This window comes from Enhygromyxa salina (assembly GCF_000737335.2).
Lineage (GTDB): Bacteria > Myxococcota_A > Polyangia > Nannocystales > Nannocystaceae > Plesiocystis > Plesiocystis salina_C.
Map to the genome: position 1 here is coordinate 1 of NZ_JMCC02000115.1, position 10,941 is coordinate 10,941.

Genomic DNA, 10,941 nt, shown 5'->3' on the forward strand with positions numbered 1-10,941 from the left:
TCGACGCCAGCGCCCTCGCTCGGCTCGAGCGCGGCTGTGACGTTCGAATGTCCAGCTACCTCACCGTGATTGACTACTTTCTCGCGCGTGCCCCAGAGGCGTGGATGCTCGCGGACCGAATCGTTGCACTTGGCGCTGAGCGCCAGGCCAAGGTCAACGACATGATCGCGTGGCTCGCCCGGGCCACGACGACCGGAGACGACCATGAGTGAACTCGCGATCACGCTCGCCACCGAAGCCCGCCGAGCGGGCGTGGTCACGGTGCTTCGCAGGTATCCGACGTTGACCCTCGAATCGCTGGCCGGCCTGCTCCACGCAGGCCCATACGCGAACGTGCTCGCCGACCTCACCGTCGCTGACCTGCGCCGACCGGTGCTCCCCAGTCCGCCGGTGCCGCCGGGGATCCGCGCCGGCGAGACGGTTGAGGACGCGGTGATGCGTGCGTTCCGTGGTCGCCCAGGGATCTGGATGGCCTCGAGCTTCTTCGTTCTCAGCCTGGACCTTCGCCGCTGGACGGCCCAACAGGTGCTCGGCGACCTCGTTGACGCTGGGCAGCTCGAGCGCCGTGGCGTCACCTCGGCGACGCGCTATCGCCTGGTGCCCGTTCACCGACTGGACTCCGGCGTTGGGCCCCAGCGCGAGGGATGCTGTTGAATCGCGCGGCGCGCCAAGTACTTCAGGCGCCGGCGCTGCTCGTCGGGGGTGGTCGTCAACCGCAGGCGTTGTCGCGTCCGCGCCACCGAAGAGCGCACGGCCGCGGGGGTGGTCCCGAGCTCCGCCGCGATCTCCTCGACGGAGTCACCGCGGGCCTTGGCGAACAACACGTCCCGATCGTGCTTGCTGCACAGCTCGAGCAGCTGCTCGATCCGCGCGAGTTCGGCTTTGGCCTCGAGCAGATCGATCGCCGCTGGCGTCGCCGGGCTGTGCATGCGCGACTCGAAATTGTCCACTTGGCGCCGTATCTGCGTCAGCTCGCGTCGAAGGGCGTTGCTGGCACAGTTGAGAAGCCAACTCACCATGCGCTCGCGCCTGGGGGCGGCGCCGTCTCGAAGCTTCTGCATCGCCTCCGCGAAGGTCGACTGCGCGACCTCGCGGATCCGACTCTCATCTTTGATGTAGCGGCGCAGGCACGCTTCGATGATCCCATGACACGCCCTCGTGGTCGCCGGGTCCCCGGCGCGGAGTTTGTTGTGGTCCAACATCGGCCGGAACCTAGCAATTCCTGGCGAGGGCCTTTGGTCGTTTGGACATGTGCGGATCCGAGCAAACGAGATAGGGCTGCACAGCTGCGCGCGGGCAGTGTGCCAGTTCGAAATTCGTGTTTGTCGAATACGCATGAATTGGTTGGGCCGAGGCTGTCGTCGCCGCGGGGTGCTGTGACGTGGACCTCGTTCGACGGAGGAGCCGAGGCGGTCGGTGGGTGGCCCCGACGATGACATCCGAGCGAGATCGCTTCGGTAAGCACATGCGCTCGCTTCGAAGGACGCGGGGCTTCACCCAAGAGGTCCTCGCGGAGCGCAGCGCTCTGTCGCCTGACACCGTCCGTCGACTCGAGAATGGTGGACTCTCCCCGAGCCTCGCCACGCTGTCCAAGGTCACGCGCGGGTTGGGGCTGCAGATGAGCACGCTGTTTGTCGAGTACGAGCTGGGCATGCGAGACGTCAGGCGAGAGCTCCTCGACCTCGTGGCGGGCCGGCCTGAATGCGACCACGAGCTGGCCATGCAGCTGCTCGAGATCTTGTTCGAAACGCTCGAGGCTCTATGGACCGACGCCACCAGCGACGAGGGGATGGCAACAACAATGGACAAAGCCGACAATTCGAGTTCGTTCGGGGCTCACGTCAAACGCCTACGCGAGGTTCGGCGCATGACACAAGAGGAGCTGGCCGCTCGGAGCGGGCTCGCGGCCGACACGATCCGACGACTCGAGCACCAGGACTTCTCGCCGTCGTTGCGGACGCTACGCAAGGTCTGCAAGGGGCTGGGTCTCTCGGTCGCGGCGATGTTCGTTGCCTTCGAACTCGAGGGGGTTCCCGAGGATGTTGCCCGGATTACGGGTTTGTTGATCGGGCGCTCCCCCGTGGAGTTGGGGCTGTTGGAGCGCGTGCTTGCAGCTCTGATCGAGGAGCTCGAGCGCCGGTAGTTGGAGCGTCGTTCGAGTCGCTCGAGCAGCAACAGCAACAGCGCCGGTGTAGCGTTGGGACAGACTACTCCGGCACTGAGGACAGCGGCAGTGAGCCAGTGTGGCAACGGTGTCGGTCAAACCGGTGAAGCCTGCCACGATGCCAACTCCGACGAGAGCCATGCCATGTCGCCACACCGTCCAGCTGTCGGTCATGACAACCAGGCTCTCGCAGCTGGCATCGCACGCGTGCAGGACCTCGCCGAACTTGGCGAGCAGTCGCGGCCTGTTGACGAGCGAGCCAGAACTGGGCGCTATCGAGGAACACCGGGGGGGTCGTGGCGAAATCAGGTCGGAAGTGCTCACCGTTCGGCGAGCTTGAACCGGGCGCTGAAGCTCAGCCATGGCCCAAAGTGGGCCGCTTTTGCTCACAGCAAGTGCGGACATACTTGGTGTGGCTACCGATTGTCCTTGGGATCAACCTCGCTAGCATGCACCGCTCGGTGTGGCCGTAAGCTTGTAGGGACGTGGCCTGGATCTAAGCAACCTCGCTGACTCACACCTCAGTCCTGCAGCATGAGACAACGACGACCGATCACCTCACGGTGGGTTCGGTCACGTTCGGTTTGCGGTGCCCAACCGAGAGCCGATGTGCCAGCATTCCGTGGTGAACCAGATCACCATGACCGAGTGGCTCGCCCTTCTCGACTCAATCAAGGCCGACATCGCTTCCAACTGGCAACGTGTCGAGGTCGACACGCGGGTTGCCCGCCTTGATGTTCGGTTCGGCCAATGGACGATCCAGGTGTACATCGACGAAGGGCGACCGTGGTCCATCTTGCATGGCCTCGGCTGGCCCAAGCTGATCGACGACATCGACAGCTACATCCACGGTCGAATCGACCGCGTGAGGGTCTCGCCGCCCACAGAGCCAGAAGTTGAACTCCTCCGCGAGCGCGAGCCGAATCCGCTGACCGCCGACGAACTGGAGGCGCTTCTTCGCGGCATCAGGTGAGCGGACGGCTACCATCAGCCGGCCCCCGGTCGGCCCGAGCGCAGGAGTTGGTGCTCGCCGAAGTGATCCAGGCATGCAGACCCGGCCCGTGGCGCCGGCCGTCGACGTCGCCCTGCAAGCGAGCCAAGCCCAGCCAGCGGCGGACCTCGGCCGAGATCGGCGAGCGCTTCTGCGAGTGATGGGGTGCTGTAGCGGGTCGACGAGTGGGCGGGGACGCAAGAGCGGGCTCACGTTCGGCTGGGGATGCGGTCGCGGATGCGCTGGACGTGTTGGTGACGCACGTCTGAGGGGAGCGCCAGAGCAGCGTGGCCGAGCGTTGGGACAAGCTCGAGCGGCGGCAACAGCAGCGACACGAGGTCACCGATCGGTGACTAACGGCGCGGAAGCGGTTAGGCTCGTCCACAGCGACTTCCGCTGACTCAAATTGGGCCACTTTTGCTCACGATGATGCGAAGACTGTCTTCCAGATCAGTTCGTGATCACTCTCCGTCGAGCTAGGCATGACGGGCGTTGTGCTGCATGGTAGGAGTGGGAGATGACGACGATCGACAACACAAAGTGCACGGAGGCGGCGTGCTCTCTCACGCTAGCCACAGACCCACGAACAGGCAAGCGGTACTGGCTTTGTCCAGACCACCTAGAAGAAGTTGAGAAGTGTAACCCCTCGTGGAGTGCCCTCAAGGGAGACGCTCCCGCTGGCACGACGTGTCAGGCCGAATTCCGCAAGGTCACACCATCATGACTGCTCTCGCTGCCCTCACGAAACCAGCGGCAAAAGCGTTCGTTCAGAAAATCAAAGAACTGGCAGAAGCCAATGATGCCCGTGCACGAGCCGAGTACCGTAAATCGATCGAAGCCATGGTAGTCGAGATGTATCCGGCATGGACGAAGTTTGATGAAGATGAGCGACCGCTGCTTGACGACTTCCTAGATGCGGCGCGCGAATTGAATGAGGAATACTCGCGTGCACGCTCGAACCGAAAGCGGGAGTTGCTGAACAGGGCTTTCCTTGGACGATTCAACCCTCGTCTCTATAGCGAGGGAATGGCTGAAATACTGTGGGACTATGTACTTCGCCTTGAGTACCCCGAGGCATGCTTACTCGCCGAACTGGTGACTGAGGTGAAAGGACGGTTAGCCAAGGTGGACCTGTCGACGCAGTATATTCCTGACGGACACCCTCGCGCCAAGTACAGGGCCAACCAGGTGCAAATTTCAAAATCGGACGCCAAATACGAACTCTCCCGCCGCCTTCGAGCGCAATCTCTTGTTGAGATCGAAGAACATACATTTGTTGTAAATGTGGCGCCCGTGCTCGGTTTGGCAGAGCAGCTAATGGAATTCATTTGGGGTGACGGTGACACGGAACCCCACTCAGAGTGAACAGCAACTTGCACTCTAACCCTCATGCCATTTTCGTTCACGGCTAGCCGCACTCTGTTCGGCGCGTGCTCGATATGCCATACCCACTTTCATCTCGTGGACAGGCGCCATCCGGGCAGCGATCGAACGCGCACGGCTCGGCCCTGGGCCTGACTGGGCGGCTCGAGCATTCTGACACCTAGCGTACCGCACAGCCCCGGTCCGGGGAGGTCCGGGCGAGCCCCACAACCGCTGAGCAGAACCCAACATGCGGCGATGGCCACGCTGATCAACCGCTGAAAAGCATCCATCCTTCGCGCAACCTGCCACGTTCGGAAGCACGACGAAGTGCCATCCGCAGGAGTCGAGCCCACAACTTTCTCGTCACGGTATACGACGCGGAGCCTATTGTGCGTACTTGTTTGGCGCAGGCGCCGAGCGGGTACAACGCTCCCTCACAGCTTCCTCGCCGACTTACCCCTGCGACCTCGTGTCGCTGCAACCGCTGCAGCTTCGCGCTGACCGAGCGCTTGGCCTGCTCGGGCACCGCGTCGCTGATGTGTGTCACGATGATCTCCAGCGCGTCGCTTACCGCGTCCACGTCCGCCGCGAGGCGTTGAAGCGCCCGCCGATGCCGCTGCACGCGGTCGTCGAAGCGCTGGAGATCGGCCGTCACGATCCTGTCGAGCGTGATGACCACCTCGGCGATCTTCGCGGTCGTCTCGGCCTGCTGCTGGGTGAGCGTCGTCAGCTGCGAGGTCAACATCTACGAGTCCGCCGCGCTGGCCTCGTGTCGGCTGCGCCGAACCCCAACCCCCCGCCCCCGCGCCGAGCACCGTCATCAACGCAGCGACCAGCGCTCCATGAGCGTCGGATCAAAGTTCACAGCAACAAACTCCGCTTGTAGGTCCGGTTCGCGGCGATCAACAGGTACCCCGACGGATCCCGCAACCATGTGTGCGCAGGCGCATCGGCAGACCAACTCAGCTCCCCCGCCCGGATCGCCGCAACCACGTCATCATCCGACACGTTCCCCACGCCGTAGGAAGCCACCACAACGGCATCGCTAGTTCGTCGGGATCTCGATGACAAGACCACGATCTCGCTCGGGCGCCGCGTGCCAAACCACGTATCATCACGGTGGATGAGCAGCGACGAGGACAAGCCGTGGACCTCGGCTGGCTACTTCTTCACGGCCCGAGTCCCGCGACCCAAGTGGGGGACGGAGCCAGACCCAGGCATCCTGCCGAATCAGATGCTCACGCTGTCGACCTGCCTCGCCCCGGTGATCCCCGACGGCTGGCCTTCAATCGCGCAGCCAGGCTTCGCGCGGCCGAAGGCGCCGCTCGATCTGAGTGACGAGCTGGCCGAGCGGATCGAGCGGTTCGGCAAGGCGATCAACCACGAGCACCCCGACCGCTGGCCGTGGGTGCCGCTGACGCTCGAGGAAGCACGCGCGTTTGGCCGCGCGTACCTTCGCTCCGTTCCAAACGTGGTGTTGATCGGTGCGGCGTTGTTGGACTCGGAGCTCGCGGAGTTCCTCGAGTTCTCCAGCGACAGCGACAGCGCCAGCCCTCAGGTCCTCGCCGCGCGACGTGGGCTGCGTGCCGAGCCCGGCGGCGTGCTCCGCGGCTACGAGGTCCTGGGCGACGCGGTCCACGAGGCGCACAGCCTCGCGTGTACCGGGAGCGAGCGAGAGCTGCATCGCGACGAGGGTGTGGTCTTCAACGACGAGGGCCTGATCGACGACCTGGCAACAGCCCTGCGTGTGGCCAAGTGGGCGTCCGATGACCACAATCCCACCGAGTGCTGCGCCTATTTTGCGTTTCGCTTGATGCAGTACGACTGGTAGCGGCCAGCCCCGGCATCGGTCGCTGCGGCGACATGGTCTTGCTTGGCAGATCTCGTGCGTGAGCGCCGGCGACGAGCGTCAACTGTCGCGAGTGTATGGACACCAGCCCAAGATACAGGCAGCGCCACGGTCTGAATCGTGGTCTGATCAACCCCGTCCCCAGCGACGAACAAACCCATGCGCGCCGAACATCTCATCGCCATTTGTCTGCCCCTCGCCGTGCTGCTCGGGGCTTGTGACGCGACCGAGTCATCGGAGAAGACCGCCGACGCCGCCGCGTCCGACGCCTCCGTCACCGTCGCTACCCACGATCTCGAGCCCGGCAAGACCGCGGCGAGCTTCCAACTGCAAGCGGTGATGGAGCTGGTCAAGGGCTACGCGGTCGCCGACGCCAAGGCGCTCGAGGCCAAGCTCAACGACCCCGAGGCCAAGCTCAACGCCGTCGATCTCGACGAGGACGGGGTCACGGACTTCGTCGAGGTCGTCGAGGTCAAGTCCGGCGGCGTGACCACCCTCGAGTTCCGGGTGATCCCGTCTACGAAGCAGGACAAGCCGCCCGCGCAGGTGGGGGTGGTGATCGCAACGATCACGTTCAGCGTTGAAAACAACGAGAAGCTCGTGGTGCACGGCGCGTTCACGGATCACATCGATCACCACGCCGACATTCACGTCTATCACCACGAGGAACCCGTCGTGTACGAGCACGGGGCGCTCGTGATCGCCCACGGCTGCTTTTTCCACTATATATTCGTGCTCGAGCACGAGCCCTATCACGGCCACCATCACTACATTGTGATCGAGGCGCCCCACGCCCCCCACGTGGACGTGCACGTACATCACAAGCACAAGAAGCATAAAAAGCACAAGGGCCACAAGGGCAAGGCCAAGGGCCACTACAAGGGTCACGGGGGCCACGGCGTCATCGTCGAATGGTGAAGCCCGCCGGCCTCGCGTGGGGCGTGGCGCTGGCTGGCGCGTGCGTGTGCGGGGCTGGGCTCGCCGTCGAGCTGGCCTGCCACCTTGGCCCCCTCGACCCCGACAGCCTGTGGCGATCGGGCCTGTCGCTCAGCTACGAAGGCAACCTGCCAACCTGGTACTCGAGCGGGCTGCTGTGGACCGCGGCGCTGGGTCTGGCCATGTGTGGGTGGTTCGAGGTCGGGCGCGAGCGCAAGTGGTGGCTCGGGCTCGCGGCGATCTTCTTGCTGATGTCACTCGACGAGTCGATCGAGCTGCACGAGGGCTTCTACGGCCTGGCGCTCGACGGGGCCCTGTTCTTCAGCTGGGTGGTCCCAGGCGCCGCGGTGACCTTGGTTTTCGGTGTCGCCTACTTGGGCTTTTGGCTGCGTCTGCCCCCACCCACGCGCCGCGGGTTCGCGGCGGCGTTCGTCGTCTACGTGGGCGGCGCGCTGGGGATGGAGCTGCCCTTGGGCCTATGGTTTCAGCGCCACGGCGACGAGAACCTGGGCTACGCCAGCCTCGACTTCGTCGAAGAGAGCATGGAGATCGCCGGGCTCACCGTGTTCTTGCTGGCAATCGCCAGCTTCTTGCAAGCGCGCGCCTACAGCGAAGACAGCTCGAACACCAGCTCGGTCTGATCGCCTTCGGTGCCCGAGTTGGGGTGCTTGAGGACCTTGGCGTACACGCCGGGCTTGTCGGCGATCATCCACACCGTGTAGTTGTTGCCAAAGAAGCCGGCGAGCTCGGCCTGTACGGTGTCGAAGGTGCCCGCCGGGACCGTGAGATCGGCGCGCTCGATCAGCTTGACCTCAGGCCGCGAGACCGAGAAGAACGGGCTGAACTCGGTCCACTCCGCGGTCGCAACCATGGTCGCGCCCTTGTCCTCGCTGGGGTGGTTGACGCCGTTGCACACGGTCCCAACCTCTGTGTCGGAGGCGGTCTTGACCTCACACTTGAAGTCGTCGTCAACGTCCTTGCCCTTGATGTCCTTGCCGGTCTGCTTGTAGACCAAGGTGGTCCCAACCTTCATGGCGCCGATCACGTCGCTGGGCTTCCACGGCTGCTCGAGCTTCTTCGGCTTCGCTACTGGCTTGTCGGCTGGCTTGTCGGCCGGCTTCTCGGCCTTGTCGGCGGTCGCGTCCGCGGGCTTGTCTTCAGCCTTGTCGCAGGCGAGCAGCGCGAGAGGGAGCAGCAGTGCGAGGGCGAGGCGGGGGCGCAGCATGGGCCGCAGGGTACCAGGATCGAAGCCGCGCTACCCAGCCCGCCCGCACGTTGGTAGCGTGGCCTCTGCTGGCTGATGACCTCGTCCCCTACCCCCTATGTGTTCATGGTCCTCGAGGATCATCCCTACGGCCGCGAGATGTTGCGCGCGCTGGTTTGTGCCGACCTCGTGCCGCTTGCGCTCATCGAGGAGCGCTCGGAGATCGCCAAGCAAGAGGCCGCGAAGTTCACGGCGCGCATGGCCGGCCTCGAGCTCGCGCCCAGCTTCGACGAGCTGCTGGGTGCCCATGCCCGCGGCGGCGAGGTCGAGCGGCTCGTGGTCCCAAGCCACAACAACGAAGCGTGCGCCCAGCTGCTGCGCGAGCGATCCCCCAAGCTGCTGGTGCTCGGCGGGACCCGGATCCTGCGCGAGCGCATCTTCGCCCTCGCGGATCACACCCTCAACGCCCACCCCGGTCTGCTGCCCGAGGTCCGCGGCTCGGCTTCGGTCGCGTGGGCGATCGAGACCGACGTGGAGATCGGCTGCACCTGCCACTTCATCGACGCTGGTGTCGACACTGGCGAGATCGTCAGCCGCGAGCGGATCCCCGTCCACCGCGGCGACAGCTACGAGCTGCTGTGCTGGAAGACCACGCGACTGGCGGCCACGATGATGGCCACGGCCACCCAGGCGTACTTCAGCGGGACCATTCGCTCGACGCCACAAGCACCAGGGGGCGCAACCTATCGGAACATGCCCGACGAAGGCGTCGCGCAGGTCAAGCGCAAGCTCGCTCGCGGCGAGTACGCGCACCTCGTCGACTAGCTGTAGGGTCTCCTGTAGTATCTGCCCGTGGCCAAGACCATGTACTGGCGGGTTGTCCCCGGGGTCGTACACATCGTCGCCCACACCCACGACTCGCCCACGGACGAAGACTGGGACGCGTACCTGGCCGACGTCATCGCCAACCTCGGCGAGATCAAGGGCGTGCTGGTCTACACCCTGCGCGCCGGCCCATCGGCGTCGCAGCGCGCCCGCTCCAACGAGGCGTTCTCGCGGGCGGGGGTCGAAGTTCAAACCGTGATCATGACCGCCTCGCGCGTGACCCAGGGCATCGTCACGGCGCTCAGCTGGGCCGTTGGCGCCAAGATCAAGGCGTTCTCAACCCACGACTTCGCGGGCGCCGTCGCGTGTCTCGGCCTCGACATGGAAGAGCAGATCAAAGCCCGGGTGGTGCTCAAGCAGCTCGCCCGCGCGGCCGAGATCGAGATCGATGCGTTCGCCGACGAGTCGGGAAAATTCCGTCAGCGGCTCGAAAGGAAGTAGCCGTCCATGCCCGCGGGCGGCTGGCCCAGCGCCACGTCCCCCCAGCGCATGATCATCGCGGCCGCAGACGACACGCTGCCGGGGCCGTACACGAGCACGGTGTCGCCCGGGTTGATGCGCTTGGTGTACGCCGCGTAGTGCAGGTTGATCGGGGTCAGCGCAGGGCCAACGTTGGCGTAGTGCTGGTAGACGCTGGCCGTGCGGGCGGGGTCGATCCCCAGCGCGTTGACGGCGAAGTCGGCGAACCAGGCCGTGGGGGTGTGGAACACGAAGAAGTCGATGTCGTGAAGGCTGACACCAGCCTTGGCCGCGGCGCCGTCACAGCAGCGCCGCAGGTGCTTCTCAACCGTCTTTCGCAAGATCTTCCCGGTCTCGGGTTGGGCCCGCATCACCCGCGCGGGCATGCCGTCGTCATCGAGCTCGAGGGTGTAGTACCAGCTGCCGCAGGTGTCGCCCGTGTGCATGGTGTAGGCCGAGATGTAGCCCGTGCCCGCGCCGACGCGGCTGACCACGAACGCGCCGCCGCCATCACCCAGGAACCACGACAGGGTGTCGTCTTCGCGAGCGAAGCGCGAGTAGGCGCACGAGACCGTGACCAAGATTGTCTCGTACTCGCCCGCGCGAACCAACGCGAACGCGGTCTGCAGCGCCGTGAGCGGCCCCGCGCAGGCGGTCTCCAGGTTCCAGCCGCCGCCGCGCAGCCCCAGGCGCTTGGCCACGTAGACCGCGTTGCCAATGCCAACGTGGTGCGGCAAGAACCCGACGCTGATGAGCAGATCCACGCGATCGGGCGTGACCCCGGCGAGCTCGAGCGCCTCGGCGCCGGCCTTCACCTCGAGGTCGATCGAGCTCTCGTCGGGCCCAAGCACCCGCCGGGTCGTGACCCCGCGGAAAGGGTCATCCAGATAAGGCACAATCGACGCGTCGATCATCGACATGTCGGGCCGGCTGTCGGTGTTGGACATGATCCGACCCAAGGTGCTCTGCTCGGATCGCTGGACCAGCTCGGGGTGGCGCTCGCTCAATTCTTCGTTTGTGCGAATCGTGGCGGGCGCCGAGATTGCGAGGCTGCGAATACCAACGGGGATGGCTGCTGACATGAGACC

General features: G+C 65.0%; 14 protein-coding genes. 10 read left to right on the forward strand and 4 right to left on the reverse strand.

Features of this window, described 5'->3' with window-relative positions; genetic code table 11:
* Window positions 1-212: hypothetical protein (locus tag DB30_RS33550; RefSeq protein WP_205633128.1), on the forward strand; the 212-nt coding region annotated here is incomplete at its 5' end.
* Window positions 205-654 (forward strand): hypothetical protein, encoded by a 450-nt coding sequence (locus tag DB30_RS33555; RefSeq protein WP_052556820.1) that lies wholly within the window; start codon window positions 205-207, stop codon window positions 652-654. The genes DB30_RS33550 and DB30_RS33555, both read left to right, overlap by 8 nt.
* On the opposite strand, the gene DB30_RS33560 is transcribed toward DB30_RS33555, so the two are convergent.
* On the reverse strand, window positions 606-1,202 hold the full coding sequence (locus DB30_RS33560) for an RNA polymerase sigma factor (RefSeq protein WP_052556822.1): 597 nt from the start codon (window positions 1,200-1,202) through the stop codon (window positions 606-608). The two genes, DB30_RS33555 and DB30_RS33560, sit on opposite strands and share 49 nt — an antisense overlap.
* Before the next feature lie 263 nt (window positions 1,203-1,465).
* Here DB30_RS33560 and DB30_RS42565 point away from each other — a divergent pair, with 263 nt between their 5' ends.
* From DB30_RS42565 to DB30_RS33580, 3 genes are all read left to right on the forward strand, one after another.
* Window positions 1,466-2,143 carry a helix-turn-helix domain-containing protein gene (locus DB30_RS42565; protein WP_052556824.1) on the forward strand — a complete coding sequence of 226 codons (678 nt, stop codon included), beginning with the start codon at window positions 1,466-1,468 and terminating at the stop codon, window positions 2,141-2,143.
* A gap of 646 nt (window positions 2,144-2,789) precedes the next feature.
* Window positions 2,790-3,137 (forward strand): hypothetical protein, encoded by a 348-nt coding sequence (locus DB30_RS33575; protein ID WP_146661793.1) that lies wholly within the window; start codon window positions 2,790-2,792, stop codon window positions 3,135-3,137.
* A 738-nt stretch (window positions 3,138-3,875) separates the two neighbouring features.
* The gene (locus DB30_RS33580) at window positions 3,876-4,520 is read left to right on the forward strand and encodes a hypothetical protein (protein WP_146661795.1); all 645 of its coding nucleotides are present in this window, start codon (window positions 3,876-3,878) and stop codon (window positions 4,518-4,520) included.
* Between the two features lie 268 nt (window positions 4,521-4,788).
* On the opposite strand, the gene DB30_RS33585 is transcribed toward DB30_RS33580, so the two are convergent.
* Window positions 4,789-5,265 (reverse strand): hypothetical protein, encoded by a 477-nt coding sequence (locus DB30_RS33585; protein ID WP_052556830.1) that lies wholly within the window; start codon window positions 5,263-5,265, stop codon window positions 4,789-4,791.
* A gap of 378 nt (window positions 5,266-5,643) precedes the next feature.
* Between DB30_RS33585 and DB30_RS33590 the strand changes: the two genes are divergently transcribed.
* From DB30_RS33590 to DB30_RS33600, 3 genes are all read left to right on the forward strand, one after another.
* Entirely contained in the window at window positions 5,644-6,351 is a 708-nt protein-coding gene (locus DB30_RS33590) for a hypothetical protein (RefSeq protein WP_052556832.1), read from the forward strand.
* A 177-nt stretch (window positions 6,352-6,528) separates the two neighbouring features.
* Window positions 6,529-7,287: a hypothetical protein gene (locus tag DB30_RS33595; RefSeq protein ID WP_052556835.1), complete on the forward strand. Its 759-nt coding sequence runs from the start codon at window positions 6,529-6,531 to the stop codon at window positions 7,285-7,287.
* Window positions 7,281-7,946: a hypothetical protein gene (locus DB30_RS33600; protein ID WP_146661797.1), complete on the forward strand. Its 666-nt coding sequence runs from the start codon at window positions 7,281-7,283 to the stop codon at window positions 7,944-7,946. Before DB30_RS33595 ends, DB30_RS33600 begins: the two co-directional genes overlap by 7 nt.
* On the opposite strand, the gene DB30_RS41870 is transcribed toward DB30_RS33600, so the two are convergent.
* Window positions 7,910-8,530 (reverse strand): hypothetical protein, encoded by a 621-nt coding sequence (locus DB30_RS41870; protein ID WP_052556839.1) that lies wholly within the window; start codon window positions 8,528-8,530, stop codon window positions 7,910-7,912. The genes DB30_RS33600 and DB30_RS41870 overlap by 37 nt on opposite strands.
* A 75-nt stretch (window positions 8,531-8,605) precedes the next feature.
* Here DB30_RS41870 and DB30_RS33610 point away from each other — a divergent pair, with 75 nt between their 5' ends.
* Together DB30_RS33610 and DB30_RS33615 are read left to right on the forward strand one after the other, a co-directional pair.
* Window positions 8,606-9,334, forward strand: coding sequence for a formyltransferase family protein (locus DB30_RS33610; RefSeq protein ID WP_146661799.1), 729 nt, complete (start codon window positions 8,606-8,608; stop codon window positions 9,332-9,334).
* Window positions 9,335-9,361: 27 nt separating this feature from the next.
* Window positions 9,362-9,835, forward strand: coding sequence for a hypothetical protein (locus DB30_RS33615; protein WP_052556842.1), 474 nt, complete (start codon window positions 9,362-9,364; stop codon window positions 9,833-9,835).
* On the opposite strand, the gene DB30_RS33620 is transcribed toward DB30_RS33615, so the two are convergent.
* Window positions 9,814-10,935, reverse strand: a complete 1,122-nt coding sequence (locus tag DB30_RS33620; protein ID WP_052556844.1) for a 3-oxoacyl-ACP synthase III family protein — start codon at window positions 10,933-10,935, stop codon at window positions 9,814-9,816. The genes DB30_RS33615 and DB30_RS33620 overlap by 22 nt on opposite strands.
* Between the last annotated feature and the right edge of the window lie 6 nt (window positions 10,936-10,941).

Coding starts and splice junctions, on each gene's coding strand:
- DB30_RS41870 (WP_052556839.1), bottom strand. CDS start 8,530: ATGCTGCGCCCCCGCCTCGCCCTCGCACTGCTGCTCCCTCTCGCGCTG.
- DB30_RS33590 (WP_052556832.1), top strand. CDS start 5,644: ATGAGCAGCGACGAGGACAAGCCGTGGACCTCGGCTGGCTACTTCTTC.
- DB30_RS33600 (WP_146661797.1), top strand. CDS start 7,281: ATGGTGAAGCCCGCCGGCCTCGCGTGGGGCGTGGCGCTGGCTGGCGCG.
- DB30_RS33560 (WP_052556822.1), bottom strand. CDS start 1,202: ATGTTGGACCACAACAAACTCCGCGCCGGGGACCCGGCGACCACGAGG.
- DB30_RS33580 (WP_146661795.1), top strand. CDS start 3,876: ATGACTGCTCTCGCTGCCCTCACGAAACCAGCGGCAAAAGCGTTCGTT.
- DB30_RS33610 (WP_146661799.1), top strand. CDS start 8,606: ATGACCTCGTCCCCTACCCCCTATGTGTTCATGGTCCTCGAGGATCAT.
- DB30_RS33620 (WP_052556844.1), bottom strand. CDS start 10,935: ATGTCAGCAGCCATCCCCGTTGGTATTCGCAGCCTCGCAATCTCGGCG.
- DB30_RS33595 (WP_052556835.1), top strand. CDS start 6,529: ATGCGCGCCGAACATCTCATCGCCATTTGTCTGCCCCTCGCCGTGCTG.
- DB30_RS33585 (WP_052556830.1), bottom strand. CDS start 5,265: ATGTTGACCTCGCAGCTGACGACGCTCACCCAGCAGCAGGCCGAGACG.
- DB30_RS42565 (WP_052556824.1), top strand. CDS start 1,466: ATGCGCTCGCTTCGAAGGACGCGGGGCTTCACCCAAGAGGTCCTCGCG.
- DB30_RS33555 (WP_052556820.1), top strand. CDS start 205: ATGAGTGAACTCGCGATCACGCTCGCCACCGAAGCCCGCCGAGCGGGC.